23 protein-coding genes are annotated in these 26,759 nt (G+C 52.6%); 9 read left to right on the top strand and 14 right to left on the bottom strand.

The window, feature by feature from the left end; translation table 11 throughout:
• The first annotated feature begins 17 nt into the window (after window positions 1-17).
• Together yiiM and ACQKDS_RS06175 are read left to right on the top strand one after the other, a co-directional pair.
• On the top strand, window positions 18-689 hold the full coding sequence (yiiM, locus tag ACQKDS_RS06180) for a 6-hydroxyaminopurine reductase (protein WP_399667374.1): 672 nt from the start codon (window positions 18-20) through the stop codon (window positions 687-689).
• A gap of 20 nt (window positions 690-709) precedes the next feature.
• Entirely contained in the window at window positions 710-1,483 is a 774-nt protein-coding gene (locus tag ACQKDS_RS06175; RefSeq protein WP_399667371.1) for a methyltransferase domain-containing protein, read from the top strand.
• 48 nt (window positions 1,484-1,531) lie between these two features.
• Here ACQKDS_RS06175 and ACQKDS_RS06170 read toward each other — a convergent pair whose 3' ends face one another.
• The 5 genes from ACQKDS_RS06170 to ACQKDS_RS06150 all read right to left on the bottom strand — a co-directional run bounded on the left by ACQKDS_RS06170 (window position 1,532) and on the right by ACQKDS_RS06150 (window position 7,075).
• Complete coding sequence (locus tag ACQKDS_RS06170) at window positions 1,532-1,894, bottom strand: YibL family ribosome-associated protein (RefSeq protein ID WP_399667369.1); 363 nt, start codon at window positions 1,892-1,894, stop codon at window positions 1,532-1,534.
• A gap of 393 nt (window positions 1,895-2,287) precedes the next feature.
• Window positions 2,288-2,545: a hypothetical protein gene (locus tag ACQKDS_RS06165; RefSeq protein ID WP_399667366.1), complete on the bottom strand. Its 258-nt coding sequence runs from the start codon at window positions 2,543-2,545 to the stop codon at window positions 2,288-2,290.
• Window positions 2,546-3,244: 699 nt separating this feature from the next.
• Window positions 3,245-3,796, bottom strand: coding sequence for an MltR family transcriptional regulator (locus ACQKDS_RS06160; RefSeq protein WP_399667960.1), 552 nt, complete (start codon window positions 3,794-3,796; stop codon window positions 3,245-3,247).
• A gap of 151 nt (window positions 3,797-3,947) precedes the next feature.
• Window positions 3,948-5,102 (bottom strand): mannitol-1-phosphate 5-dehydrogenase, encoded by a 1,155-nt coding sequence (locus ACQKDS_RS06155; protein WP_399667363.1) that lies wholly within the window; start codon window positions 5,100-5,102, stop codon window positions 3,948-3,950.
• A gap of 56 nt (window positions 5,103-5,158) precedes the next feature.
• Window positions 5,159-7,075 carry a PTS mannitol transporter subunit IICBA gene (locus ACQKDS_RS06150; RefSeq protein ID WP_399667360.1) on the bottom strand — a complete coding sequence of 639 codons (1,917 nt, stop codon included), beginning with the start codon at window positions 7,073-7,075 and terminating at the stop codon, window positions 5,159-5,161.
• 1,034 nt (window positions 7,076-8,109) lie between these two features.
• On the opposite strand from ACQKDS_RS06150, the gene adhE reads away from it, so the two are divergent.
• A complete protein-coding gene (gene adhE, locus ACQKDS_RS06145; RefSeq protein ID WP_399667357.1) occupies window positions 8,110-10,779 on the top strand; it encodes a bifunctional acetaldehyde-CoA/alcohol dehydrogenase in 2,670 nt (889 codons plus the stop codon).
• Window positions 10,780-10,819: 40 nt separating this feature from the next.
• Here adhE and ACQKDS_RS06140 read toward each other — a convergent pair whose 3' ends face one another.
• The 4 genes from ACQKDS_RS06140 to ACQKDS_RS06125 form a co-directional block, all read right to left on the bottom strand.
• On the bottom strand, window positions 10,820-11,539 hold the full coding sequence (locus ACQKDS_RS06140; RefSeq protein WP_399667354.1) for a DUF3053 domain-containing protein: 720 nt from the start codon (window positions 11,537-11,539) through the stop codon (window positions 10,820-10,822).
• A 798-nt stretch (window positions 11,540-12,337) separates the two neighbouring features.
• Window positions 12,338-14,407, bottom strand: coding sequence for a glycine--tRNA ligase subunit beta (glyS, locus tag ACQKDS_RS06135; RefSeq protein ID WP_399667351.1), 2,070 nt, complete (start codon window positions 14,405-14,407; stop codon window positions 12,338-12,340).
• Window positions 14,408-14,416: 9 nt separating this feature from the next.
• Window positions 14,417-15,331, bottom strand: coding sequence for a glycine--tRNA ligase subunit alpha (gene glyQ / locus ACQKDS_RS06130; RefSeq protein ID WP_399667348.1), 915 nt, complete (start codon window positions 15,329-15,331; stop codon window positions 14,417-14,419).
• 239 nt (window positions 15,332-15,570) lie between these two features.
• The gene (locus ACQKDS_RS06125; RefSeq protein WP_399667957.1) at window positions 15,571-17,559 is read right to left on the bottom strand and encodes an autotransporter outer membrane beta-barrel domain-containing protein; all 1,989 of its coding nucleotides are present in this window, start codon (window positions 17,557-17,559) and stop codon (window positions 15,571-15,573) included.
• 255 nt (window positions 17,560-17,814) lie between these two features.
• Between ACQKDS_RS06125 and ACQKDS_RS06120 the strand changes: the two genes are divergently transcribed.
• The 4 genes from ACQKDS_RS06120 (at window position 17,815) to ACQKDS_RS06105 (ending at window position 20,995) form a co-directional block, all read left to right on the top strand.
• Complete coding sequence (locus ACQKDS_RS06120) at window positions 17,815-18,423, top strand: DNA-3-methyladenine glycosylase I (protein ID WP_399667345.1); 609 nt, start codon at window positions 17,815-17,817, stop codon at window positions 18,421-18,423.
• The gene (locus ACQKDS_RS06115) at window positions 18,423-18,845 is read left to right on the top strand and encodes an N-acetyltransferase (protein ID WP_399667342.1); all 423 of its coding nucleotides are present in this window, start codon (window positions 18,423-18,425) and stop codon (window positions 18,843-18,845) included. Before ACQKDS_RS06120 ends, ACQKDS_RS06115 begins: the two co-directional genes overlap by 1 nt.
• Window positions 18,846-19,116: 271 nt before the next feature.
• The gene (locus ACQKDS_RS06110) at window positions 19,117-19,776 is read left to right on the top strand and encodes an OmpA family lipoprotein (protein WP_399667339.1); all 660 of its coding nucleotides are present in this window, start codon (window positions 19,117-19,119) and stop codon (window positions 19,774-19,776) included.
• A 184-nt stretch (window positions 19,777-19,960) separates the two neighbouring features.
• Window positions 19,961-20,995 carry a LacI family DNA-binding transcriptional regulator gene (locus ACQKDS_RS06105; RefSeq protein WP_399667336.1) on the top strand — a complete coding sequence of 345 codons (1,035 nt, stop codon included), beginning with the start codon at window positions 19,961-19,963 and terminating at the stop codon, window positions 20,993-20,995.
• A gap of 273 nt (window positions 20,996-21,268) precedes the next feature.
• Here ACQKDS_RS06105 and ACQKDS_RS06100 read toward each other — a convergent pair whose 3' ends face one another.
• From ACQKDS_RS06100 to ACQKDS_RS06080, 5 genes are read right to left on the bottom strand one after another with little or no spacing between them, the layout of a single operon-like run.
• Entirely contained in the window at window positions 21,269-21,865 is a 597-nt protein-coding gene (locus ACQKDS_RS06100; RefSeq protein ID WP_399667333.1) for an HvfX family Cu-binding RiPP maturation protein, read from the bottom strand.
• A gap of 4 nt (window positions 21,866-21,869) precedes the next feature.
• A complete protein-coding gene (locus tag ACQKDS_RS06095; protein ID WP_399667330.1) occupies window positions 21,870-22,601 on the bottom strand; it encodes an HvfC/BufC family peptide modification chaperone in 732 nt (243 codons plus the stop codon).
• A gap of 12 nt (window positions 22,602-22,613) precedes the next feature.
• Window positions 22,614-23,429, bottom strand: coding sequence for a DUF692 domain-containing protein (locus ACQKDS_RS06090; RefSeq protein ID WP_399667327.1), 816 nt, complete (start codon window positions 23,427-23,429; stop codon window positions 22,614-22,616).
• A complete protein-coding gene (locus ACQKDS_RS06085; protein WP_399667324.1) occupies window positions 23,417-23,737 on the bottom strand; it encodes a hypothetical protein in 321 nt (106 codons plus the stop codon). The genes ACQKDS_RS06090 and ACQKDS_RS06085 overlap by 13 nt, the downstream gene beginning before the upstream one ends.
• Before the next feature lie 3 nt (window positions 23,738-23,740).
• Window positions 23,741-24,691, bottom strand: coding sequence for an MBL fold metallo-hydrolase (locus ACQKDS_RS06080; protein WP_399667321.1), 951 nt, complete (start codon window positions 24,689-24,691; stop codon window positions 23,741-23,743).
• 295 nt (window positions 24,692-24,986) lie between these two features.
• On the opposite strand from ACQKDS_RS06080, the gene ACQKDS_RS06075 reads away from it, so the two are divergent.
• Both ACQKDS_RS06075 and ACQKDS_RS06070 read left to right on the top strand, forming a co-directional pair.
• Window positions 24,987-25,748: a sugar phosphate isomerase/epimerase family protein gene (locus ACQKDS_RS06075; RefSeq protein WP_399667319.1), complete on the top strand. Its 762-nt coding sequence runs from the start codon at window positions 24,987-24,989 to the stop codon at window positions 25,746-25,748.
• Entirely contained in the window at window positions 25,745-26,704 is a 960-nt protein-coding gene (locus tag ACQKDS_RS06070; protein ID WP_399667316.1) for a sugar kinase, read from the top strand. The genes ACQKDS_RS06075 and ACQKDS_RS06070 overlap by 4 nt, the downstream gene beginning before the upstream one ends.
• The last annotated feature ends 55 nt before the right edge of the window (window positions 26,705-26,759 follow it).

Raw genomic sequence — 26,759 nt, 5'->3', positions numbered from 1 at the left:
AGAAGAACGGAGGCGCTATGCATCACCCTGAGGTTTACCTTGGTCAGATCCAGTCCTACGCCGGTGGGCGGCCAAGCGCCATTGCCAAACGCCAAGTGGACGGCGCAGTCAAGTTAACTGCGCTGGGTTTGGCAGGCGATGAGCAAGCGGAAAAAAGCTACCACGGCGGCGCAGACCGCGCACTGTGCCACTATCCACGCGAGCATTACGCCCATTGGCGTGCGCAGTTTCCCGCACTGGCAGAACGGTTTGCTTCACCCGCCTTCGGCGAGAATATCTCAACCGCCGGGCTCACCGAACACCATGTAAATATCGGTGATATTTTCCGCTGGGGCGAGGCGCTGATTCAAGTCACGCAACCGCGCTCACCGTGCTTCAAGCTCAATCATCATTTCAACATTGACGATCTCTCACTACTGATGCAGCAAAGCGGCCGCTGCGGCTGGCTGTACCGGGTTATTTCGCCGGGTTTGGTCAACGGCTATCGTCCGCTGGAACGCGTCGCGCGCAACAGCGATGTTTCGGTGGCGGACGCCATCGGTATCGCCTGGCATATGCCATTCGATGAAGAACAGTATCGCCGTTTACTGTCGGCCGCCGGGCTTTCCGCCAGTTGGTGCAAAACCCTGTGGTTGCGTATCAGTGAAGGCAAAATTGAAGACTTTAACCGCCGCCTGCTGGGCCGCTAACACATAAGGCAAGAGACATTATGACCCTCTCACTTCATCATGCTGCCGCAACAGGCTATCAGGCAAATGCTGACCGCTACGTCAAAGGTCGGCCAGACTATCCAGCAGCACTCACCGACTGGTTGCGCAACGATCTTGGCCTGCACGCGGGTAAAACGGTGGTTGATTTAGGTGCTGGTACCGGAAAATTCACCCCGCGCCTGTTGGACACCGGTGCGCAGGTGATTGCTGTCGAGCCGATAGCACAAATGGTGGAAAAGCTGTCAGCCGCATTGCCACAGGTGCAAACGCTGACGGCAACCGCCGATGCAATTCCGCTGCCGGATGAGTCGGTCGATGCCGTAGTCTGCGCTCAATCATTCCACTGGTTTGCCACCCCGCAGGCGTTGGCGGAAATCCAGCGTATTCTTAAACCCGGCGGTAAATTGGGGCTGGTATGGAACGTGCGTGACGCGCGCGTCAGTTGGGTTCGTAGGCTGAACCAGATCATCGATCGCCACGAAGGTGATGCGCCACGTTTTTATACGGGTGAATGGCGTAACCTGTTTCCGAGCAACGGCTTCACGGCATTACAGCAACAAGATTTCATGTTCAATCATCGTGGTGCGATAGAAGATGTGATTTATAACCGCGTGCGTTCCACCAGCTTTATTGCCGCTATGCCGTCGGCGCAGCAGGAACAGGTTATCGATCAGATTCGCCAACTGGTGGCGCAAGAAGAAGAGCTGGGTGGGCAAGAAACGGTCATCGTGCCCTATCAAACCAAGGCGTTTGTCGCCAGCAAACACGGCTAAACGGCAAATGATGCATCGGAGCAGGCTTGCGCTCCGATGCGTCGGCAATCAGAACGCTTTTTTCGCGTAACCGGTAACCACTTTCAGCCCCATTTCACGGCCCAGCGCCGTCATTGGGTGCACCACCACCAAGCCGCGCGCGCTTTTCTTCAATGCGCCCATATCCGCCTGCTCTTTTTTGGTGATTTCACGGCTAAACGGCAACTGTTGCAGCTTTTGCGCTTCCGCACTCAGCTTTTCAACGCGCACGTTTTTCAAACGCTCGATTTCCGTCGCCAATTTTTCTTTTTCTTTTACATGTTGCGCAATCAGATCCGCATTGCCCTGTTGGATCACGACCGCGTCTTTATGGTTCAGCGCATCCAGCAGGTCGCTAAGGCGCTTAATCTCTGCCTTCTCTTTTTCTTTCATGATGTCTAGCCTGGAGTGCCGCAACCGGCACGTTAAAAAGGGGTTTTGTGCATTGTAGCAAAATGTACGCGCAGTTACTCGCCCACGCTATATCGGTTGGAAAACGACACGTGCCACAAGCGTTAGCCCCTCCGCTCACCACAACTTCCCCCCGCAACCGCCAATCGATGCGTTATGCGTTTATTGCCTTTACGCCACTCAAATTTTAGTGCCGCCACGCTTGACGTTACGAAATGCGCTCCCGTTACACCATAAACTCTATCCGCAGGATAAAAATAATATCGGGCTAAAAAAAGAGAAAACATCATCAATCAACTGCAATAGCCGCCTCATCCAGCGAAGAAAACCAGCGCGCAGCAATATAATAATCATTGCCGCGCGCGGTTCAATCATTTAACGGCCGAGTAATTTAATGAATCCCTCAACCATTGAACCGGCAATATTGCCAATAACGCGCCCAACGCCGGAACCAAGACGCCCGCCAATCAGACTGCCGATACTTATACCAATTGGGCCCATCGCGCCTAATATTGCACTACCAATGGCTTTACCAATGAAATTCCCGGCAGTATCGCCTCCCCACGCTAATATATCCTGAACAACGCCAGCGCCGCTCACGTCATTCAATTCCTGTACCGTTAGCTCCCTCATATAATCCCTCTTTATTATGTTATTTCCATCATTCGCTGGTAGGCATGGTTACTAAATATCACCGCACTGCCTGTCCCGGCAGCGTTCGGCTTATAGCATTCTGTTTACATGGCTTGAGTATGGGATTTCCTCTTCCCCCGTCACTGACACAGCGTGAGTTCCCAAGGGTGACCGCCTACATACAACTCGAATTATTTAGGATACAGTGACTCAGTTGATACCTCTTATTCATTTGGAATCAAAAAAACTGGAAGAGATAAATATATACCCTGAATAATTAGAGCAGCACCAGCATGACAAATAAACCTCGTCATATCCCCACCTGAACAAATAAACTCAAATACTTGTCGAAGTAAAAACATACATCCAGATCCAGAATTAAACATTTACCACATCAGAAAATGTATAAATCACCGCAACGCTAAGCTCACCTCGCGGCAACTTTAGCCAAAAAGCAGATCAAATCAATAAAAAAATAATTAAAATTACTACACCATGAATAGTCTGGTATTTTAACCGACTAAAAGCCAGAAAGGATGATCACATTCATTTACTTAAAAAATAGAATACCATCTCATCATCGCTATACTCGAATTACTGCCTCGGTAATGAAATGATATAAATAGTATATGCGTTTCTTTGCATTCAGCGCGCCGCCGAAGTGCCGGGCGCACACGGCGATCATAGTAAATGGTCGCGTTAAGCGTGACCCAGCGGCGAAAGACGTGACGCCTGCTTGGCACCAATGCCCGCAATCAGCTCAGTCAGTGACAATACCATGGTGGAGCGCACCATTTGCTGATAGCGCTGGTACTGCATGGCAATCAAGGTGTCTTCCGCCTCACCGGGTTGCAGGAACGTCGGCACCGGCGGCAATGCGGCCACGCAGTGCAGCTCGCCGAATGGGCCAAGAATTTCGTCGTCAACAAAGCGGTATTCTGCGCCATCGTGGTTCAACTCCTCACGCATGGCCATCAACAATTCGGCATCTTCGTATTCATGCCGTGAAATCACGCCCAAGCCATACATTAGCTTTAGCCGCACCGACAGCTCACCCAGCGGCCCTGCGCCGGACAACAGCGGTTCGACGGCATACTTTACCGCATAATCATCCTTGCGGAACACCTGCACCACCAAGACGTTTAGCGCTTCAGCCAACAGCTCAACGGCCGCGATCAGAAAGCTGCGTACCGTCTTGCCCGCGTTAAGCTTTTCCAGAACCTGATTTTCAAATGCCTGAGTCTCGATCATCGTCGCTTTTCGCATGGCGTGGAAAGTCATCTCATTGTGGTATCGCCCTTCGGCGCATGCCTCTTGGCCTAACTGATTCATCCATTGGGGCAGACAGTGGCTCCGTGAGACGTTGAGGCACTGTCTACCGTATAATGGCAACGACGTTAGGCTAGTGGCGTTGCATGGCGTTATACACAGCTACGGCTTCTTCCACAACCTCACTTTCGGCCGCCAAGCCAGAAATTTGCACCAACGCGGCTTTTGGGCCAAGCGAACTCAACAGCTCTACCAGTTCCTGCGCCTGTGGATCCTGCTCGCTGCGATAACTCATGGCGGCGGCAATACCCTGAATCAGATTAGCGTGCGGCAGAGCATACTCCAGCGTACCAGACAGCGGCTTGATCAGACGATCGCCCGCACTCAGCTTCCGTAATGGCTGGCGGCCCACGCGCTCAACGTCGTCGTGCAGATAGGGGTTCTCAAAACGCGTCAGAATTTTGTCGATATAGGCCGCGTGTTTTTGCGGATCGAAACCGTAACGCTTGATCAGCACCGCACCGCTTTCTTCCATCGCACCTTTCACCACGCGACGAATGGCCGGATCGAGGATCGCCTCACGAATGGTGAGTAAGTGAGCCTGCTGACCCAGATACGCGGTGATGGCATGCCCGGTATTTAATGTGAACAGCTTACGCTCAACGAACGCCATCAGGTTATCGGTCAGTTCCATACCGGCAATCGCCGGTGGCGTTCCTTTGAACTGCGTCTGATCGACAATCCACTCGCTAAAAGTTTCTACCGTCACTTCTAACGGATCCTGACTGCTCGATTCTGCCGGTGGCACAATGCGGTCTACCGCAGAATCGACAAAGCCGATGTGTTGCTCCACCCAAACCTGCTCTTCCGGCGATAATGCGGCGAAAACATGCTGCTTCAATTGACTGGTACCGCGCACCATGTTCTCACAGGCGATGATGTTCAGCGGTGCCTGATTGCCACGCTGATGGCGCAGTATTAGCCCTTTGGCGACCGTACCGGCGATTTTCGCCAGAATCTGTGGGCCAACCGCCGTGGTCACAATATCCACCTCGGCAATCAGCGCGACGGCCTCGTCGCTGCCGCTGTTCACCGCCTTAACGTTATTAACCGGCTCAACCCGCGCTTGCTCACCCACCACGTGAACCTGATAGCCGCGACGCTGGTTAAGTTGATCCAACACGGTCTGGTTGACGTCAGCAAAAGTCAGTTCGGCATGCGCATCGGCCAACAGTTTACCGATAAAACCACGGCCGATATTCCCAGCGCCAAAATGTAATGCTTTCATAACGATACCTTCTTAAAAATAACAAGGGCGCAGCCTGTGCTACGCCCTTATGGGATTTATGCTTTTTTGCCGCTTAACAGATCCAGCACATCCTGCACGTTGGTGGTGCTTGCCAACCGTGCGATCACCGTCTCGTCATCCAACGCATTGGTCAGGCTGGTAATCACTTGAATATGTTCGTTATTACGGGCAGCGATACCAATGACCAACCGCGCTACCTCGTCCTCTTCCTCACCAAAACGAACGCCCTGCGGATACTGGCAGAACACGACGCCGGTGCGCAGTACCCGATCTTTGGCTTCGATCGTACCGTGCGGCACGGCGATAGACTCGCCAAGATAGGTGGAGGTCAGCTTTTCACGTTCCAGCATCGCCGACACATACTCCGGCTCAACATAGCCCCCCTTCACCAATTGTTCACCGGCAAAGCGAATGGCTTGCTCCTTGTCTGCGGCCTGTAGGCCCAGGAACACGTTGTTTTCGCCCAGCTTAAACAGATTCTGCTCAGAGGCTTCGAAGCTATCGTCCAAGGCACCAATCACTTTCTGCTGATTGTCGCTGCTCTTATTGGCGGCCAACAGACGGGCGGTCAAATCGCTGTATAACTGGCTGTCGAGGAAGTTGGTCAGAGAAATATGCTGTGCCTGTGGTGCATGGCGCATCGCGCGTTCGGTCAAATCACGGTGAGTGATCACCAGATCGACATCGTCCGGCAGATTGTTGATCGCGCTGTTGGTGACGGAAATGTTTTTCAACCCGGCATCAGCCACCTTCTTACGCAGTACCCCCGCCCCCATGGCGCTGGAACCCATACCGGCATCGCAGGCAACGATGATTTTACGCACGGTGCTCAGATCGCCTTCTACCGCAGCATTGGCCACCGGCTGGCCACCTTTAGACTGCGACTTCATGTCTTGCATACGGCGGGTGGCTTCTTCCAGATCGTCTTCTTTCACTTTCGATGTTTTCAGCAAGAAGGCCGCCACAACGAAAGAAACCAGGAAAGCGGCAAAGATGGCGGCCAGGTTAGCGAAATAAGCCCCTTTTGGCGTCATCGCCAACACCGCCAAAATCGAGCCAGGGGAGGCAGGAGAAACCAACCCGCCGTTCAGCAGTGTTAAGGTGAATACGCCGGTCATGCCGCCTAAAATCACCGCCAACAGCAGGCGCGGATTCATCAGCACATAAGGGAAATAGATTTCGTGAATGCCGCCAAAGAAGTGGATGATGGCCGCACCACCTGCAGACTGCTTCGCGTTACCGCGCCCGAAGAACATATAGGCCATCAGCACCCCTAAGCCCGGGCCTGGGTTGGCTTCAATCAAGAAGAAGATCGACTTACCGGCTTCCGTCGCCTGTTGAATGCCCAACGGCGAGAAGATGCCGTGGTTAATGGCATTATTGAGGAATAGAATTTTCGCCGGTTCAACGAAGATCGAGGTTAATGGCAGCAGGTTATTCACCACCATCAGGTTAACGCCGGTCGCGAGCAGCTTGGACAATGTCTCCACTAACGGCCCGATAGCGAGGAACGACAGCAACGCCAGCAGCATGCCAATGATGCCGGCAGAGAAGTTGTTTACCAACATCTCGAAGCCGCTTTTGATTTTGCCGTCGACCCAACGGTCAAAATGCTTGATCGCCCAGCCACCCAGCGGGCCGGCAATCATTGAGCCGAGGAACATCGGCATATCGGCACCGACGATCACCCCCATCGTGGTAATAGCACCCACCACGCCACCGCGCTCGCCGCCGACTAACTTACCGCCGGTATAACCAATCAGCAGCGGCAGCAGGTAAGTGATCATCGGCCCGACCAGCTTGCCCAACGTTTCGTTCGGCAACCAACCGGTAGGAATGAATAATGCGGTAATGATACCCCAGGCGATAAATGCGCCAATGTTAGGCATCACCATATTGCTAAGGAAACGGCCAAAGTTTTGCACTTTAACCTTAATATCTGGTGAAAACATAAAACACACCCCTGTAGTGAAGCGGTAATCGCATTACGCGCTGACGAGCAAGAGCGCGCGTTTGTTTTTGTCGCCAACGGGCCTCTTACCGAGCCCGCCGCATTAATGCTGTATGCGCCACGGACTCTATCACGGCCTTTTTAAAGTGCGTACTGCGTGCATTTTTTGTGACTTAAATCACATACTGCATACCCATTAACAGGGGTTTATGGTGATTTCAGTCACACTTTAAGCGTGTAAAAAAAGGACAAACCAATAAAATCGACCAATAACGCGATATTTTTGTGATGGGGATCACTTTTTTATGTGGTGAGTTTGTTTTTAAATTGTGACGTGAATCACAAGATATTTTCATATCAATCGCCAACGCTGCTTTCAGTGCTCGAGATGATCCCCATTAGCCATCTGACGAATGAAAATCCCACCTTATGCCTGTAAGAAAACAACGCATGCACAGACACCCTTTTGTAAAGTATAGACTTTAATGACGTATGCTGGGGTAAGTAAGATAATAAGCTTATTTTATTCCCCCATTGATTAATACGTTTGCCACGTTTAATTAGAGGGATAAAAAGCAATAGGCATAATATGACTAGCCTACAGAGAATTAATATCATTAAGTTAAATAAAATAAATTAACCGACTTGAATATATTTAACATGGTTCAGAATTGACTTCATCTACCCCCCCTCTATTTTAAATGCCAACCCTAAGGTTAAAGCGGTTATATTACGCACATCAATTCTCCACGCGAAATAACTTTACATTAAACCCACCCTGCCTATATCGCACTCATTTATTGGTTAAGTTATAAAATAATGATCATGTTAATAGTCCACCAAATATCAATAAAAAATTAATATCTATACATAACATTTACTTATATTTAATAATAGATTATTTATCCTTTATTATTATTGCGTTAGGAATTTTTTTACTTGGAAAATATAAATACCAATAAGAATGCCTATAGTTTTATTTTCCACCTAAGTAACACATGCATTAATACATTTATACTTCAGCAGGAGTTAGATATGCCTACCATGACACAATCGCAATTAAATAAGTTAGTTATGCGCGTCAAAAAAGCGCAGCATATCTATGCTGATTACTCTCAGGAACAGGTCGATGAAATTTTTCGTGCTGCGGCTCTGGCTGCAGCCGATGCGCGAATCCCGTTAGCGCAATTGGCGGTAGAAGAATCAGGCATGGGAATTGTTGAAGACAAAGTAATAAAAAATCACTTTGCTTCCGAATATATTTATAACGCCTATAAAGATGAGATCACCTGCGGTGTGGTTGCCGAGAATGAAGCATTCGGCACCCTCACCATCGCCGAACCTATCGGGGTCATATGCGGTATCGTCCCCGCCACCAACCCCACATCAACGGCACTCTTCAAAGCGTTAATCAGCTTAAAAACCCGTAATGCCATCATCTTCTCACCGCATCCAAGAGCCAGTAAGGCCGCCAATAAAGCCGCGGAGATCGTCTTAAACGCGGCCGTGGCCGCAGGCGCACCACCGGACATTATCGCTTGGCTCGATAACCCCACGGTCGAGTTAGCGGATCAGTTAATACGGCATCCAGACGTAGATTTGATCCTCGCGACCGGCGGCCCTGGCCGCGTAAAAGCCTCCTACAGTTCGGGTAAGCCCGCCATCGGGGTTGGCGCAGGGAATACACCGGTCGTGGTAGACGAAACGGCCGACGTAAAACGTATGGTCGCCTCCATTTTGATGTCCAAAACCTTTGATAACGGCATGATCTGCGCTTCAGAGCAATCGGTCATTATTGTCGACGCCATTTATGATGCGGCGCGGGAACGCTTTTCGGCTAACGGTGGCTATTTATTACCCAAGTCACAACTGCAGGCCGTACGGAATGTCATTTTGCAACAGGGGCGGATCAATCCAGATATTGTCGGCCAATCAGCACTTAAAATCGCAGAGATGGCCGGGATTACCGTTCCCGACGGCACCAAGGTGTTAATTGGTGAAGTCACAGCAATCGATGACAGCGAACCTTTTGCCTATGAAAAACTCTCCCCGCTGTTGGGCATGTATCGGGCGCGGGATTTTGAAGATGCGGTTAACCAAGCAAGTGCCCTCGCAGCATTTGGCGGTGCTGGGCATACCTCCTGTTTATACACCGATCAAGATAATCAAAAAGATCGCGTGTCCTATTTCGGCAAGCGATTAAAAACCTCCCGTATTCTCATCAATTCGCCTGCGTCGCAGGGCGGCATTGGCGATTTATATAACTTCAAACTGCCGCCTTCAATGACATTAGGTTGTGGCTCGTGGGGGGGCAATTCCGTCTCTGAGAATATTGGCCCCAAGCATTTACTCAACCGTAAAACCGTCGCGAAACGCGCGGAGAACATGCTATGGCATAAACTGCCAAAAGCCATCTATTTTCGCCGGGGCGCATTACCAACGGCGCTAAGAGAAGTGGCTCAACAGAGTACAACCAAACGCGCCTTTATCGTGACAGGACCTTATTTGTTCAGCCAAGGGTTTGCCAAGCCGGTATTGGAAGCACTGCATGCGCAAGGGGTTGAGACTGAGGTGTTTTCTAACGTGGATGCGGAACCTACCCTCAGCATGGTTTATGAGGGCACCAAGCGTATGCAGGCATTTAAACCGGATGTGATCATTGCGCTAGGCGGCGGCTCGCCCATGGATGCCGCTAAAGTGATGTGGGTGATGTATGAACAACCCGAGACACGGTTCCATGATTTAGCATTGCGTTTCCTCGACATTCGCAAACGCATCTACACCTATCCCAATACCCGTGTGAAAGCCCGGCTGATCGCTATTCCCACCACCTCCGGCACCGGTTCCGAGGTCTCCCCGTTTGCCGTGGTTACCGATGATGCCACGGGGCAAAAGTATCCCTTAGCCGATTATGCACTCACGCCCGATATGGCCATCGTCGATGCCGATCTGGTCATGGACATGCCGAAAAAGCTGTGTGCTTTCGGTGGCATGGACGCCATTACTCATGCAATTGAGGCGTATGTCTCAGTACAAGCTAATGAATTCTCCGATGGGCAAGCGTTACAAGCACTGAGGTTATTGAAAGAAAACCTGCTGTCGAGTTATCAGGTGGGGGCAAAAAACCCACGGGCCCGCGAGCGCGTTCACAATGCCGCAACCATCGCGGGCATTGCATTTTCAAATGCATTTCTTGGCGTTTGCCACTCGCTGGCGCACAAATTGGGTGCAGAGTTCCCGATTGCCCACGGCTTGGCGAATGCCATGCTACTGACCAACGTTATCCGCTATAACGCCAACGATCGCCCCACCAAACAGGCGGCCTTTAGCCAATACGATCGTCCACAAGCCTATTGCCGCTATGCCGAGATAGCTGAACATCTGGGGTTAACCTCAGCGCAGGACAACACCGTGCAAAAAGTTGATAACTTGCTGACGTGGTTGGAAGGGCTAAAAGCCGAGCTAGGTATCCCGGCATCGCTGCAAGAAGCGGGCGTTGACGAAGCGCAATTCTTGGCGGTTTTAGACCAATTAGCCGTGAACGCATTTGACGATCAATGCACCTGCACGAATCCGCGTTACCCACTCATTACCGAGTTGCGACAAATCTTACTGGATAGTTTTTATGGCCGTTATTACACGGAAATCGCTCCGTCAATGACGCAGCAAGCCACGATAAAAGCCACGGCGAAGGGAGTGAGCTAAATAGGCTGCGCTCTGCCATCAGGCAGAGCGCATCACACACTTACTGCATCACGTCGAAGACGTTTTTTTGCGCCTCCAGCAAGCCTTGCTGTTTCGCGACCAAATTCGACATCATGGTGTTGTACTGTGCCGCTTGCTGCTGAGTGCGGAACTGTACGCCACCGTTATTGAAGCTCACCTGATTCCCCTGCGATTGCAGGAAATCCCCAACCTGCACCAAATCTTGCACAAAGTTGGCCGTGGTTGGAATAGCTGGCATCAGCACGTTGGCGGGCCGGGTGACAATCGTGTCATACGCTTGGTTATACACCGATTTTAGATTATCCGGCTGTTTCAGCGCCGCGCGCGCGGTATCCGCCTGCGATTTGGCCGCCTGAATTTGCTGGCCGAGCAGGTTAAGTGCGCCGAGCGATTGCTGCAACCCACCCCGTTTGCTCATATAGTCCTGTGCGGTGCGGATCTGATTAATCTGATCGAGCGCCGGTATCAGGCTGGCATCGACAGATCGGCTCAGCTGTTGTGAAAAGCCGACTAAAATCGCGTAATCACCCGCATAGTTACCGAACTTCTGTTTCTGATCTTCGCTCAACGTCGGTATCTTCACGCCGCTGCGCATTACGGTATTCTGTAAGTATTCAATAAACGCCTTGCGCTGTTCCGGCTCTTTATCGCCGCAGGCCGTCAATTGCATGACCGCCAACAATGCCAGTACCGGTGCCAACCAACGCGTAATGCTTCTGCTCTGGATCCCTACCGCCATGTGACATAACTCCTGTTATAAACCTGCTTTTCATCGGCTCCATGCCTTTCTCGGCACTCCTTGCAGCTATAAGAATAGATCAACTGAATGTGATTCGATACGCGATTCAGCTTTCTCGCTAAATTCAATCGGTAAGCGACCTAAAAAGGCGCGCAGGTGTCTGCGAAAAAGGAGAACGGATAATAAGAATACTGCATGCATTGAAGACGCTAACGGGGCAGGCATGCCTGCCCCCTACGAAATCGGCAATAGACGATCGGACACCTTGCTCCAGACGACTGATAAAGCCCGTTATTAGGGAGAGCGTGACGATGGGGTCGTCGGAGCGCTCCACGTTAGGCTAGGCCCGGGTATCTCGGGCCATCAGGCAATGTTGTCTTCAACAGGGGGCAGGCATGCCTGCCCCCTACGCAATCAGCAGTGAGGATGTCATTAGTAACCGTGCTGGCGGCAAACCGAATACACCAAGCTCAACAGACGATCAGACACCCTGCTCCAGACGACTGATAAAGCCCGTTATTAGGGAGAGCGTGACGATGGGGTCGTAGTGGCGTTAGCCACCGGAGCGCCCCACGTTAGGCTAAGCCCGGGTATCTCGGGCCATCAGGCAATGTTGTCTTCAACAGGGGGCAGGCATGCCTGCCCTCTACGCAATCAGCAATGTGGTTGTCATTAGTAACCGCGCTGGCGGTTGGAGCAAGGGCAAACCGAATACGTTGAATTGGGGAGTTGGATAGTTGGGGAAGGTAGCGTGATCTATTAGGCACCCGCAGATGCCTAACAGACCACTGCTCATGCTTATTGCAGAACAGAAATATCCGCAACTTGCAGGAACAATTCACGCAGTTGATTCAGCAGCGTCAGGCGATTGACTCGCACGGCGTCGTCTTCCGCCATTACCATCACGCTTTCGAAGAACTCATCCACCGTGGCGCGCAGCGCAGCCAGCTCCACCAGCGCATCTTGATAACGGCCTTCGGCAAACAATGGTGCTAATTTATCGCGCAGCACCACCAAATGTGTCGCCAGCTTCAATTCGGCCGGTTCTTTCAGCACGGAAGCCTGAACCTGATCGTTCAGGGTATCAGTCGATTTAGCCAAAATGTTGGAAACACGCTTGTTCGCCGCCGCCAACGCCGCCGCTTCATCCAAGGTACGGAAGTGCGTTACCGCCTTCACACGCGCATCGAAATCTGCCGGTTTCGTCGGACGACGCGCCAGCACGGCCTGAATGGTATCGACCGCATGGCCCTCTTCTTGATACCAGGCGCGGAAACGGCCCAGCATAAAGTCCACCACATCATTCACGACATTAGCGTTGGTCAGCTTGCTGCCGTACAGACGCACGGCCTCTTCGGCCAAGGTTTGCAGATCCAGCGGCAGGTTCTTCTCAACGATGATACGCAGCACGCCCAACGCAGCACGACGCAAAGCAAAGGGGTCTTTATCCCCTTTAGGATGCTGCCCAATGCCGAAGATACCCGCTAAGGTGTCCATCTTATCGGCAATCGCCAACGCACAGGCCACCGGCGACTCTGGCAACGCATCACCGGCAAAGCGTGGCTGATACTGCTCATTCAACGCAACGGCAACATCTTCCGCTTCGCCATCATGGCGCGCATAGTGCATGCCCATAACGCCCTGGGTGTCGGTGAATTCGAACACCATATTGGTCATCAGATCGCACTTCGACAACAAACCCGCGCGGGTCGCGTGATTGACATCTGCACCAATCTGGCCAGCGATCCAACCCGACAGCGCCTGAATACGGTCAGTCTTGTCACGCAGCGTGCCCAATTGCTTTTGGAACAACACGGTTTCAAGGCGCGGCAGATTATCTTCCAGCCGTTTTTTGCGATCGGTATTGAAGAAGAACTCCGCATCGGCCAAACGCGGACGCACCACCTTCTCGTTACCGGAGATGATTTGTTGCGGATCTTTCGATTCAATGTTGGCGACGAAGATGAAATTAGGCAGCAATTTGCCTGCGGCATCGTAAACCGGGAAGTATTTCTGGTCACCCTTCATGGTGTAGACCAGCGCTTCCGCAGGCACCGCCAAGAATTTCTCTTCGAACTTCGCGGTCAACACCACCGGCCATTCCACCAGCGAGGCCACTTCTTCCAGCAGGCTCTCGCTCAGATCGGCTTTGCCGCCAATCTTCTCGGCGGCCTGCTCGGCATCACGTTTAATAATGGCTTTACGCGCTTCGTAATCGGCCACCACTTTGCCACGCTCTTGCAGGATCTGCGGATAGTCATCGGCATTGTCGAGGGTGAATTCCGGCTCGCCCATAAAGCGGTGGCCGCGCACGGTGCGCGCAGAATCGATGCCCAGAACGGTGCCTGGGATCAGCTCGGCACCCAACAGCATGGTTACGGTGTGAACCGGGCGCACAAACTGCGTCTCTTTATCGCCCCAACGCATCAATTTTGGGATCGGCAATTTGGCCAGCGCAGTGCTCACCATACCCGCCAGCAATTGCTGGGCTGGCTGGCCTTTGACGTGCGCGCGATACAGCAGCCATTCACCTTTGTCAGTTTTCAGACGTTCGGCCTGATCAACGGTGATACCACAGCCACGCGCCCAGCCTTCGGCCGCTTTGCTCGGTTTACCTTCGGCATCGAAGGCCTGTGCAATCGCCGGGCCGCGTTTTTCAACTTCGCGATCGGCCTGCGCCGCGCTCAGGTTCGCCACTTTCAACGCCAGACGGCGCGGCGCGGCAAACCAGCTCACGTCGCCGTGATCGAGATTGGCGTTATCCAGTTCGGCGGTAAAGTTAGCGGCAAAAGATTCCGCCAGTGAACGAAGAGCCTTCGGCGGCAGCTCTTCCGTGCCGATTTCCACCAGGAAAGTCTGTTGAGTCATGGCTGCCTCTTAGTTCTCGTTCTTTTTACACATCGGGAAGCCCAGCGCTTCGCGTGAAGCGTAGTACGCTTCAGCAACGGCTTTGGTCAGCGTGCGGATACGCAGAATATAGCGTTGGCGCTCAGTCACCGAGATCGCTTTACGCGCATCCAACAGGTTAAAAGTGTGCCCCGCCTTGAGAATGCGTTCGTAAGCCGGCAGCGGCAGCGGTTTTTCCAACGCCAGCAGCGATTGTGCTTCTTTCTCATACTGCTCGAAGCAGGAGAACAAGAAGTCCACATCGGCATACTCGAAGTTGTAAGTCGACTGCTCCACTTCGTTTTGATGGAACACGTCACCATACGTGGTCACGCCCAGCGGCCCGTTGCTCCACACCAGATCGTAAACGCTATCCACGCCCTGAATGTACATCGCCAGACGTTCCAGACCGTAGGTGATCTCACCGGTAACCGGTTTACACTCTAGGCCGCCCACCTGTTGGAAGTAAGTAAACTGCGTGACTTCCATACCGTTCAACCACACTTCCCAACCGAGACCCCAAGCGCCGAGCGTCGGGTTTTCCCAGTTGTCTTCAACGAAACGGATATCGTGGATGGTCGGATCCAGCCCCAGCTCTTTCAACGAGCCCAGGTACAGTTCCTGAATATTCTCTGGCGATGGCTTAATCACCACCTGGAATTGGTAATAGTGTTGCAGGCGGTTCGGGTTTTCACCGTAACGGCCGTCGGTTGGGCGACGGGACGGCTGCACATACGCGGTCGCCATTGGCTCTGGGCCAAGCGCACGCAGGCAGGTCATCGGGTGTGAGGTGCCCGCGCCGACTTCCATGTCCAATGGTTGAACAATGGTGCAGCCTTGGCGCGCCCAATAGTCCTGCAGTGTCAGGATCAGGCCCTGAAAGGTCTTGGTATCAAACTTTTGCATGTTAGATTCGCACGCGATACAAGTGGATTTAAATGGAATGCGCCAGTATACCCGTTGAGTGTAAGATATACAGCCAGAATCCAGCATCCTGGGTAAATCAACGTGCAAAAAGCGGCTTTTCCGCCACCTCGTTGGCGAAGTTGCCCATCCGACCGCCCTTTTTTCCCTCCTTTGTGAATGTTTCAAGCCACCGCATTATTCATCTTCATGAATCGCCGCGGGTTTAGCTGCATGGCAAATCAGAAACGGGCGCTAACACCGACGTTGTACATCACCTGTTCGCCACTGCTTAACCCCCCGGTTTGCGAAACGCTGGCGAAGGCGGCCACGCGATCGGTCAGCGGCAGATTGGCACCGACGGTAACATCGAGCCAGTTTTTATCTTGCCCGGCCGTATCGCGGCTAAATGAGGTTTGAGTCGACTTCAAGCCGCCGCTGGCACGATACACATCATCACCAAACTGATGCTGATAACTGACTGCTGCATACGGATTAAAGGTGCCGAACTGGCTGTCTAACCGCCAACCCAGCGCACCAATTTGGGAATGGTAGGTTTGATCGTGAAAGCGCATCGCGGTGCTGCCATCACCATCTTCTTGATAACCGGACACGTTGCTGTAATCCCAAGCGAACTGCGCCATGGGCCCCGTGGTCAGGTAAGGCGTTAGCGTAAAATCGTAGCCTGCGGTCACGCGCGCTCCCCACTGCTTGCCAGAGGTTGAGCCGGTTTCGCGGCGCGTCAGCCCCCCCAACTGCACGCGGCGATGAATGGCATCGTAATCCAACGCCGCGTAGTGCAAATCGGCATTCACCCAACCCCGATCAAACACATCCAGCGCGGTAAACGCGGCAATCAGCAGACCCCGCGCCTGATATTCATAACGGCCGGACGGTTGCTGATCGTCACTCGACGCGGAAATCAGCCCGCCCATCAGCCAACCGTCTGTCAGTTGATAATCCACTCCCACAGTCAGATTATGCGTCGTGGCATGGCCGTCGCCCGCCATTTTGTTGGCGGCATAGTCATAATGCTGCCCGGCATAGCCACCGAAAACGCCGAGTGCGCCTTGCGGATTGCCACCGTTGCGCAATTGCTGCAAACGGCTATCGAGCGTTGCGCGGCTATCACGCGCCATAGCGGTCGTCGCTTGGTTCAGCGCCACCACCTGAGCCGGGCCATCTAACACCGCCTGAATATAATCGGCGATCAGCAAATGTGCCTGCGGGCTGGGATGGAAATAATCGGCGAATAAGAAGGATTGTGTGCTATCGAACCCCGGCATCGATGAATGGCAGACCGCCGACGAGACGCCCGGCGGGCACGCCATCCCAGCGGTCTGGGTAAAACCAAACTGCTGCGGGTTAGCGATGGCTTCGCTAAACAGTTTATTGACGTCAACGCGGACAATGTTGCCACCACTCTGCGCCAATAACCGATCTTCACTGCGGTTATAAAAATCGGTTAGTTGGCTGGCCTGTTCACTCAGGCTGTCATAGGCGGCAATCAACTGAGCGGCAATCGCCTGCTGCACCTGTGGCTGGGCGCTGCCTTGTGCCGCCGCGGCGGTTAATGCCTGATGGATAGCCTGTTTACGCGCGGCACTGTCCGGTGTGGCGAGCGCGTTAAGCGTGGCGTAGGCGGCCTGGAGCGCCGCCGTCTGCACCGGTGCCAGCGCCTGCTGAACGATTAACTCCATCAATAGTGGCGTAGCGCCGATATTCGGCACCGTGGGCACAATCACCGTACCGGCTCCGGCGTCGAGTAACGATTGCACCTGCATCGCGGCCGCGGCTGCCCTGTGATAGCTGATGTCCGCCGCCGTGGCCGGGTTCAACGCCGCTGCCGCCAAATCGTTACCGCCAATCCAATGAATATATAATCCGTCGCTGTCTGCCCGCCCATTGACCTGAGCGAGATAGCGCTGCACCTGGTCTTGAGTGTTATCTGCCGGATTCAGCGTTGGCACCGCCACCGCGCCACCGGCAGCGAAGTTATGCCCACCGTTATCCGATGCCTGCAATGTCTGCCCGATACGCTGCGCCAGCGCTTCGTCGTATAACAGATGCTGGTCAGCATCATAGGTGAAACGCCCGTTATTACCGGAATCACTCAGGCTGTCGCCAAATACGTAAAGTCGCTCGTTAGCCATGGCAGGTAGAGCCAGCCCCAAGGCGCCAACCACTGCCAACGCCAGCGCCACCGGTTGGCGAACACTCTTTTTTGTTATACGCATAAATCGACACCTAAGAGCCAACCAATAAACACCGCCGCACCATAATGATGAATCCCTGTTTGAGCAGCGCGATACCCGACGCCAATGCGCGGCAACGCATTGGCAGCGGAAATAGGATGAGTATGTAATAAATATTGTCGGCATTTTCCCCACGTCAAGTAAGGAGAAGATAAAATAATCAGTGGCTTGCCAAACGTCACGTTTCCGGCAATGATTACTGTAAATATACACAGCATAAGGATAAGCAAGATGACCAACGAACGTTGTGGTTGGGTAACCAACGATCCGCTGTATTTGGCGTATCACGATGACGAATGGGGAGTGCCCACCACTGATGCCCAAGAGCTGTTTGAAATGCTGTGCCTGGAAGGGCAACAGGCTGGGCTTTCCTGGATCACCGTGCTGAAAAAGCGTGAAAACTACCGCCGCGCTTTTCACCAGTTTGATCCTCAGCGCGTGGCGGCCATGACCGAACACGATGTCGCAACGCTGTTGCAAGATGCCGGTATTATTCGCCATCGCGGCAAAATCGAAGCCATCATTACCAATGCCCGGGCTTATTTAGCGATGCAGGAGGCGGGTGAAGACTTCGTTACCTTTATTTGGAGCTTTGTTGACGGCCAACCGCAGCGCAACCAATGGCACCAACTGAGCCAAGTTCCCGCGAAGACCGAACAGTCTGATGCGATGTCCAAGGCATTAAAAAAACGGGGTTTTAAATTTATTGGTTCCACCATCTGCTATGCCTTTATGCAGGCCAGCGGCTTGGTGAACGATCATCTCACCGGTTGTTGTTGCTACCCAAAGCCGCAACAGGCTTCATCCGCCCCAGCCGGCCGGACGATCTCGAAAGCCTGATGTCGCTGTGGCTGACCAGTACCACGTTCGCGCATCCCTTTGTCGCGGCAGATTACTGGCAACAAAGTCTCCCCTTGGTGCGAGATAACTATTTACCCCGGGCGCAAACTTGGGTTTATCAGCAGGCCAACCGTATCGTCGGCTTTATCAGCGTGCTGGACGATCGCTATATTGGTGCGCTGTTTGTCGAACAGCGCTGTTATGGTAACAGCGTCGGCCATGCACTGATGGCACACGTTCAGCAGCGTTACCGCTGGTTGAGCCTCGAGGTGTATCAGCAGAACCTCCGCGCCTGCGCTTTCTACCAGAAACACGGCTTTCATAGCGTCGAACGCACGTATAACCCAGAAACTGCCGCCTATACGCAGATTATGAACTGGTCGGTTGAAGCGCACCCGCCACAGCTCACACAGAATGACTAAGTTATTCGAGCGGTATCGCACGCGCACTCGGTAAAAGAGGCAGTTTTCAGACTCCGCTGCATAGCTTTCTCCTTCGGTTTGCCGGATAACTGGCGCCGAGGGGAAGGCGGAGCATGCGCTTTGCCCCCTTTTCCGGAACTACCGGCGAGAGAAGGCGTCAAATGAGCGCTTGAAATAACTGCTGTGACGCTTTTTGTCAGCCCGAAGACGATTTTTAGCGCTTCTGTAATGGAATGACGCGCACAGTTATGATGTTAAAAAGGAAAAAAACATGAAAAAACGCGTAACGATTATTGCTGGCGCTGTAGCCATGACTTTGGCTCTGTCGGCCTGTACCACCAACCCTTACACCGGGGAATCTGAAGCCGGTAAATCCGGCATTGGTGCTGGCGTCGGCGCCGCGCTGGGTGCCGGTATCGGTATGCTCTCTTCCTCTAAAAAAGACCGTGGCAAAGGCGCATTGATTGGCGCAGCAGCCGGCGCGGCCGTCGGCGGCGGTGCTGGCTATTATATGGATGTGCAGGAAGCGAAACTGCGTGACAAAATGCGCGGCACCGGCGTGAGCGTCACCCGTCAGGGCGATAACATCGTACTGAATATGCCCAACAACGTGACCTTCGACACCGACAGCAGCACGCTGAAACCTGCCGGTGCTAACACCCTGACCGGCGTGGCCATGGTGTTAAAAGAGTATCAAAAAACGGCGGTAAACGTCGTCGGTTACACCGACAACACCGGCGCACGTGCTTACAACATGACGCTCTCCCAGCGCCGTGCTGACGGCGTTGCCAGCGCCTTGATCACCCAAGGCGTCGCAGCTAACCGCATCCGTACTCTTGGCGCAGGCCCGGATAATCCGATTGCCACCAATAGCACCGCCGCAGGTAAAGCGCAGAACCGCCGGGTAGAGATCACCCTTAGCCCGTTGTAATACCCTGTTGCGGCAAGCGTTTTTTCTCTCGGCAGCGCACCCAATAGCCCGCTCGTGCCGCCAGAGAACAGCGCCAGCAGCGTGGGATAACCGGGGAGCCTGTTGCTCCCCGGTTGCCAAACTTGCCACGCCGCACCGCCAGTGTGTTAGTCTCCTTGGCAGTTGATATCAAGGGAGATTGGCCGTGAGCAGTGTGAAAGCCGCGCGCGCTTCTGGGCGCGCAACCATCAGTGACGTTGCCAAAGCGGCAAAAACCGGCAAGACCAGCGTGTCGCGTTACTTAAATGGCGAGCAACACCTGCTTTCTGACGATCTCAAACATCGCATCGAACACGCGATCCAGCAGCTCGATTACCGCCCAAGCCAGATGGCGCGCAGTTTGAAAGGCGGCCAAACCCGGCTGATCGGCCTGATCATTGCCGACATTACCAATCCTTACTCGGTTGACGTGATGCGCGGCGTTGAGGCGGCCTGCCGCCAACACGGCTTCACCTTGCTGGTGTGTAACACCAACAATGAGCTCAACCAAGAACAGCATTACCTGCAATTACTGAGCAGCTATCGGGTGGAAGGCATCGTGGTGAACGCGGTCGGGATGCGTGAAGACGCGTTATCGACGCTGCAACAATCACAGCTGCCGATGGTGCTCATCGATCGTAAGATCCCTGATTTTGCCTGTGATGTGGTGGGACTGAATAATCACGAAGCCACAATCCTCGCCACCGAACACCTATTGCAGCAGGGCTTTGAAGCCATTTTATTCCTCAGCGAGCCGCTCGGTTCGGTCAATACTCGCCTCGAACGGTTACACGCATTTCGTCAGGTTATGGCGCAACAGGCTGATTTAACCGCCGAACAGGCCGAAACACCGTTAAATGATGCGCAGCAACTGGAACAGGTGATCGATAACTTCAATAGACGCCATCGCGGTATGCGTAAAGCGGTGTTGTCAGCCAATGGCGCACTGACGTTGCAAGTCGCCCGCGCCATGCGCAGGCTTAGCATCCGTTGGGGCAGCGACATCGGCCTGCTTGGTTTCGATGAACTGGACTGGGCAGAATTAGCCGGCGTCGGTATTACCACGTTAAAACAGCCGACCTATCAGATCGGCCATGCCGCACTTGACCAATTGGTGCAACGAATTCAAGGGGTTGATACCCCTGTCAGCGAACAGCTGTTTTCTGGCGAGCTAATCGTCCGTGGCTCCACCCGCCGTTAACCCCTCCGTTTTCTGTACTCAATGGTTGGAGCAGACGGGAGAGCAGCGCTAAAACGAGATTTTGCGATGTAAATAGCGTTCGATAAGAGAAATAAAGTGTATTTCGATAACCAAGGCAGCCGTAGAGCTACCTTTAGAGAAAGGTTATCTGCAAGCTTGAGAAAAATAATGAGAAAAATCAGTTTACGTTAAAGTATCGGTATGCTGCCTGTTTCCAGACAGCATCGTTGTCAATTTTCTGTTAGCCAACAAATCTCGTGCAGCGCTAAAACTTTATTGATTGCGCCAAGCCGGCGTGATTTTTTTCAACCAATAATCCGCACTCACAAATTTACCACCGCCCCAGACCAACAGAGCGAACAGCATGATGAGATAAGTGACAGAAAACTCAATACCATTATTCAAAATAATCGGATCGCCCAACTGCGTAATGTAATTGTAACGCCCGGGGAAATTCTGCATCAACCACTGCAAGAACGCCGCCATTCTCTGGCTGGATTCCATACCGTTACTGGCAATCGCGAGCCAACCGTGAGACCAGTGAACAAGCAAACTGGCCACGCTCATCACCACCATCATCGGAATAGCAATAAGGCGGGTAAATAACCCCAGTGCAATACAGATCAGCCCTAAGACTTCGGTCGCCGTGGCCAGAAAGGCTAATAATAGCGGAAACGGTAGCCCAAGCCCCCCCTCTGCCGCCGGTGCCGAAAACCAAGTAACCAAGCCGTTGAAACCCAAAACTTTGGAGTGTGCCCCTTCGTAAATAACCGGAAGTAGATACAGTCTGATAGCTAACAGTACGATGAAATCCACTTTCGTGATTTTGGATACAATTAATTTGTACCAGGAAATTAATCCTGCCAGCATAGCATTATTCCTTAAATATTAATGAAAAAAGCTCGTCGTTACTCTTATTTTCCAGCCATACGTTAAATGGCATGGTAAGTAAACATAGGGCGTACTTCTCTTTCAGCAAACTTGCCGACACACGATGATTGTTCATTTCCAATAAAAGTTGTAAATCGCTCTGTCCCAGTTCCTTTTGATAGAGTGCATTATTGTTTTTTCGATAGAGCGCGTAATAATGTAAACCGGCTCTGTCTTCAAAATAGGGCTCACCTTCCTTCAAACCAAAAGGCAAAGCCATGATTTTCAACGTCGGGTTTTTCTTTATATCAATATTGTCAATTTTTTGCGCTTGCAGGCTCAATGTCTGAGGCTGGGGAACTTCGCTTTCATCAATTTCCACGGCATATATCAGCCATTCATATTCGACCAAGGATAAAGCCTGATGCGATAACTCTGACTTCTGACGTATAAAAAGTAATAATTCCGTCGCGATCTGATGAAACTCTGGTTGACTCGCCTGATGGCGTTCCAGAAATCCATCGACCAGTTCATCAATATCTTTATCATTCAGGCGACGGCAGAACAAAGGAAACACATTTCTCAGCACACCGACAATATTTTCTCTAATTATTCTCCGGTATAGCACCATGCCACGTGAATATACTCGCTCTACCGTATTTCTGGCCCGCAGCTGAGCAGAAAATGCCTCCTCCGCCGTTGCCAGTAACGCAGGCACGGAATGATATATGGCCACAATAACTCCTTGTTATTTAATATACGCTTTGATCTCCGTTAATTCTGCGCAGAGCACATCAAGCGGGGGAACGTTGTTATCGCGCTCTAGCAGCAATGGCCTGGCGCCATGCAGTTGGAAAGTCTGTTTTGCCAATTTCACGACATCCTCCAGCACAGGCATACCATGCGTATCGAGTATGAATTCCTCGTACTCCAAATGACCGGCAATGTGGTAATAAACGATAGAACGTGTCGGAATAGTGCGAATATATTCAACCGCATCGAATCCATGATTAAACGCATTCACATAAACGTTGTTGATATCCAATAGCATTCCGCAACCGCTGAGATGTAACAATTCGCCCCAAAATTCAGCCTCCGGCATTTCACCATGATAACGATAATAGGAGGAGACATTCTCTAGCACGAGCTGCCGACCTAGCAGGTTCTGTACCCGATCGATACGCTCAGCAAGGTAAGGTAACGCTTCGGCAAAGCCAGGCACCGGTAACAAGTCATATAAATAGCCTTGCCGATCGCGTGAAAAACACAAATGATCGCTATAAATATCGATGTGATACTCATCCAGAAAACGGCGGACATCGTTAATATAGGCCTCATTCAATGGCAGCGTATCGCCAATTGACAGGCTCAGACTGTGCGCAATTAAGGGATATTGGTTGGCAATGTCCGTTAAATATTCCTTTTTCGCACCGCCAATATTCATCCAGTTATCGGGGGCCAGTTCAAGAAAATCGATATCCCGGCGCTTAGGTTGTTGCAACAATGTTGTAATATGTTCACTGCGCAATCCGATCCCCGCACCGTCCTTCGCTATTGTCCGCATACGCCACTAACACATTTCCCATCATTAACCTGCTGAGGGGATTCATCATTCTTGATGCCTTGGCCCGTCAGACCACACTTACCGTCTCTGGCTCGAACCAACTGATCCTGCGGATCGTGCGACAAATCTGCCTGACCATAGATCTTCTCGGTGCCGCATTTGCCACTCGCACATTTGCCGCTGCTGGTCGATGATTTATTCTCGACCTTGCTCGCATTGCTGCCAACATCGGCGGCACTCGCCGGTGCAATCATCGCTGTGGCCATCGCTGAGCCCACAATAATCGAAAGGAAAATGTCTTTTTTCATGGGTTATTTCTTCTCATTGGCTAATGAAATGGGGAAGCAGGAGAGATCGCGGCTACTGTAGACCTGCCCGTGGTAGTGCTGCTTCACCGTCTTGATCGATTGCTCCTTCATCCGCAGCCCTTTCCCCATGAAATGATTCAGCACCAGTACCTTAGGATTAATTTCGGCCGCAATCTTACCCACCACACTTGGCGCTGCGTGCATAAACTTCGATGTTGCATCGGCATTTTCATCAATCGCTAATGGCATCACTAAAATATCTGCCCCTTTAGCAAAAGGAACGAAAGCTTCGTTGCTACCATTCTGGTCAGCAGACACAACAATCGTGCCTTTGGCCGTTTCGATCCGAAAAGCCAGACAAGGTACATCACCATGTGGAATACCAAGAGCGGTGACTTTCATTTCGTCATCTTGATAAACCCATTGCGGCTCAGGCGAGGTATAACTGATATTTTTTAGCTTGCTGTTAATTTTCAAGCCATCAGTCGCGTTATACAGCCCGTTCAGATAGGAATAAGCCCCCTGCTCCTTTTTGAACAGATCGGAGAAATATTCAGTCATCGAGGGGAAGGCACCACCGCTTTCTGGGCCGGCTATATCGATATCTTGCTTCTCTCTTAAGAAATATCCCCCTTTTAGAATCGCTGCCAAATCAGCAACATGATCGGTATGGAAATGAGAAAGGGCGATCAGCTTCAGATCTTCCAGCCGCGCGCCTGCCTGACCAAAGCGCAGGAAAACCCCGCCACCAGCATCAATCAGCAAAGCAGACTTGCCGTTAAGCCAGATAATCTCTCCTGATGACGCGCGCTGATCATCCGTAATGGGGCCGCCGGAACCCAGTGTCTGTAGGGTGAAATCTTTGTTTGCACACTGCAAAGGTGTAGCAAGCACAGGGGTGGAAAAGGCCAAAGAAAGTGACAGCAGTGCTGCCTTGTTAAAATATGTTTTCATCCAGAGTCATCTACCTTTACGTTGTGAGCTACAGTGCTCACGCGATTTCCTGAACAAGAAACTACAACATCTAGTTAACACAATAAAACTCATTATCTTGGCCATAGTTACCACTATTAGTGATATAGCATGAGTTGGATAACCCATCTCATGACCAATTACCCCTGCCGACTGTTTTTACCGACTGACGTGATTACGATCATATTTTTACATTCTGCCGCTTTCACATGGAACCGGTTCCATTTAACGTGTTTTTAACAGCAGCGGTGGAAATGACACCACCTCAGGGGTAAAGATGAAAAAAGAGATCATTATCGTGACCGGCGCCTACGGGGCAGAGACCATCCAACGGCTTGGCGGCCAAGACGCGTTACTGCCGATCGTTGCCGCCGCAGGGGCTGACGGCGTGGAGATTCGTCGTGAACTGTTTAACCGGCAACAGTTGGACAGTTTGCCGCAGTTGGCGCAGGCCATCACGCAACAGCGGCTGTTCGCCGTTTACTCTGCCCCCGAAGCGCTCTTCACACCCACACAGCAATTAAACCCGAACCTGCCGGCGCTGTTGGCCGAAGCGCAGCAGCTTCAGGCGCGGCAGCTCAAGCTCTCCCTGGGCCATTATCCGCCGGGGTTTGATTTTACCGCACTGAAGGTGGCGCTGGAGCACCACCCGGTCAAGCTGGTGGTGGAAAACGATCAAACCGCCGATGGCGGCAACCTGTCACGCTTGAATGCGTTCTTCCATGCCGCCGAGGAGAACGGCCTGCCGGTCAGTATGACCTTCGATATGGCCAACTGGCACTGGGTTGAGCAAGACGCGTTCGCCGCCGCCGATCGGCTGGCGCGCCACGTCAGCTATGTGCATGTCAAAGCGGCTACCCACGGGGCACGTGGCTGGCGCGCGATTGCCCTGGATGACACCGACGGTAGCTGGCGCACCCTGTTAGCCCGCCTACCGCAAGCGGCACCGTGCGGTATTGAATTCCCGCTGCAAGGGGAAGATTTGGTCGCCGTCACCCGTCACTACGTTAACCTTTTACGCGCGGAGTCACCGAGATGACAACACAGACAGCAGCACGCCACGCCGCCTTAGACGTGGTCACATTGGGTGAAGCGATGGCGATGTTTGTCGCCCTTGAAAACGGCGATCTGGCCGAGGTCAACAGCTTTACCAAACGCATTGCCGGGGCGGAGCTGAACGTGGCGATCGGTCTGGCACGCTTAGGGTTGAACGTCGGCTGGGTTAGCCGCGTCGGCAATGATTCATTTGGCCGCTTTACCCTGCAACAGCTTAAAAAAGAAGGGGTAAACTTCCAACAGGTCACGGTGGATGGCCGTTACCGCACCGGTTTTCAGATCAAATCTAAAACCAACGATGGAACCGATCCCATCGTTGAGTATTTTCGCCAAGGCTCGGCAGCCAGCCACCTTTCCCCCACTGACTTCAACCGCGACTACTTCGGCTCTGCGCGTCATTTGCACCTGAGCGGCGTCGCCGCCGCGCTGTCAGAACAATCGTTAGCGCTGTGTCATTTCGCCGCGCGTGAAATGCGCGCCATGGGGAAAACCATTTCGTTCGATCCCAACCTGCGCCCGGTGCTCTGGCCCAGCCAGCAGGTGATGATCGAACAGCTGAACCAACTGGCTTTCGCCGCCGATTGGGTGCTACCGGGGTTGAAAGAGGGGCAAATCTTGACCGGACAAACCACGCCGGAAGGCATCGCCGATTTCTATCTGGCGCACGGCGTACAGGCGGTGATCATCAAAACCGGCCCAGACGGAGCCTGGTTTAAGACCGCGGCGGGTGTCCAAGCGGCAGTGCCCGCCATCAAAGTCGATAACGTCGTGGATACCGTCGGCGCCGGTGATGGCTTTGCCGTTGGCACACTGAGCGCCCTGCTGGAAGGCCAAACGCTGAAACAGGCGGTACAACGCGGCAATAAAATCGGCTCGCTGGCGATCCAAGCCATCGGCGACAGCGAAGGGCTACCAACCCGTACCGCGCTGGTTGAATAAAGCGCCGCTAATGTTGCGGATCGCTAAGCATTAATGCCGTCTCAGGCTGCATCAA

This window comes from Serratia sp. NPDC078593, assembly GCF_050268245.1.
In the GTDB taxonomy this organism is placed as follows: Bacteria; Pseudomonadota; Gammaproteobacteria; order Enterobacterales; family Enterobacteriaceae; genus JBNNGK01.
This window is presented reverse-complemented; position numbering and strand designations above follow the sequence as displayed.

Coding starts and splice junctions, on each gene's coding strand:
- ACQKDS_RS06085 (WP_399667324.1), bottom strand. CDS start 23,737: ATGAAAAAAGACATTTTCCTTTCGATTATTGTGGGCTCAGCGATGGCC.
- ACQKDS_RS06170 (WP_399667369.1), bottom strand. CDS start 1,894: ATGAAAGAAAAAGAGAAGGCAGAGATTAAGCGCCTTAGCGACCTGCTG.
- ACQKDS_RS06155 (WP_399667363.1), bottom strand. CDS start 5,102: ATGAAAGCATTACATTTTGGCGCTGGGAATATCGGCCGTGGTTTTATC.
- ACQKDS_RS06070 (WP_399667316.1), top strand. CDS start 25,745: ATGACAACACAGACAGCAGCACGCCACGCCGCCTTAGACGTGGTCACA.
- glyQ (WP_399667348.1), bottom strand. CDS start 15,331: ATGCAAAAGTTTGATACCAAGACCTTTCAGGGCCTGATCCTGACACTG.
- ACQKDS_RS06175 (WP_399667371.1), top strand. CDS start 710: ATGACCCTCTCACTTCATCATGCTGCCGCAACAGGCTATCAGGCAAAT.
- ACQKDS_RS06100 (WP_399667333.1), bottom strand. CDS start 21,865: ATGCTGGCAGGATTAATTTCCTGGTACAAATTAATTGTATCCAAAATC.
- adhE (WP_399667357.1), top strand. CDS start 8,110: ATGCCTACCATGACACAATCGCAATTAAATAAGTTAGTTATGCGCGTC.
- ACQKDS_RS06150 (WP_399667360.1), bottom strand. CDS start 7,075: ATGTTTTCACCAGATATTAAGGTTAAAGTGCAAAACTTTGGCCGTTTC.
- ACQKDS_RS06165 (WP_399667366.1), bottom strand. CDS start 2,545: ATGAGGGAGCTAACGGTACAGGAATTGAATGACGTGAGCGGCGCTGGC.
- ACQKDS_RS06110 (WP_399667339.1), top strand. CDS start 19,117: ATGAAAAAACGCGTAACGATTATTGCTGGCGCTGTAGCCATGACTTTG.
- ACQKDS_RS06080 (WP_399667321.1), bottom strand. CDS start 24,691: ATGAAAACATATTTTAACAAGGCAGCACTGCTGTCACTTTCTTTGGCC.
- ACQKDS_RS06075 (WP_399667319.1), top strand. CDS start 24,987: ATGAAAAAAGAGATCATTATCGTGACCGGCGCCTACGGGGCAGAGACC.
- glyS (WP_399667351.1), bottom strand. CDS start 14,407: ATGACTCAACAGACTTTCCTGGTGGAAATCGGCACGGAAGAGCTGCCG.
- ACQKDS_RS06115 (WP_399667342.1), top strand. CDS start 18,423: ATGTCGCTGTGGCTGACCAGTACCACGTTCGCGCATCCCTTTGTCGCG.
- ACQKDS_RS06160 (WP_399667960.1), bottom strand. CDS start 3,796: ATGATCGAGACTCAGGCATTTGAAAATCAGGTTCTGGAAAAGCTTAAC.
- yiiM (WP_399667374.1), top strand. CDS start 18: ATGCATCACCCTGAGGTTTACCTTGGTCAGATCCAGTCCTACGCCGGT.
- ACQKDS_RS06090 (WP_399667327.1), bottom strand. CDS start 23,429: ATGCGGACAATAGCGAAGGACGGTGCGGGGATCGGATTGCGCAGTGAA.
- ACQKDS_RS06120 (WP_399667345.1), top strand. CDS start 17,815: ATGACCAACGAACGTTGTGGTTGGGTAACCAACGATCCGCTGTATTTG.
- ACQKDS_RS06140 (WP_399667354.1), bottom strand. CDS start 11,539: ATGGCGGTAGGGATCCAGAGCAGAAGCATTACGCGTTGGTTGGCACCG.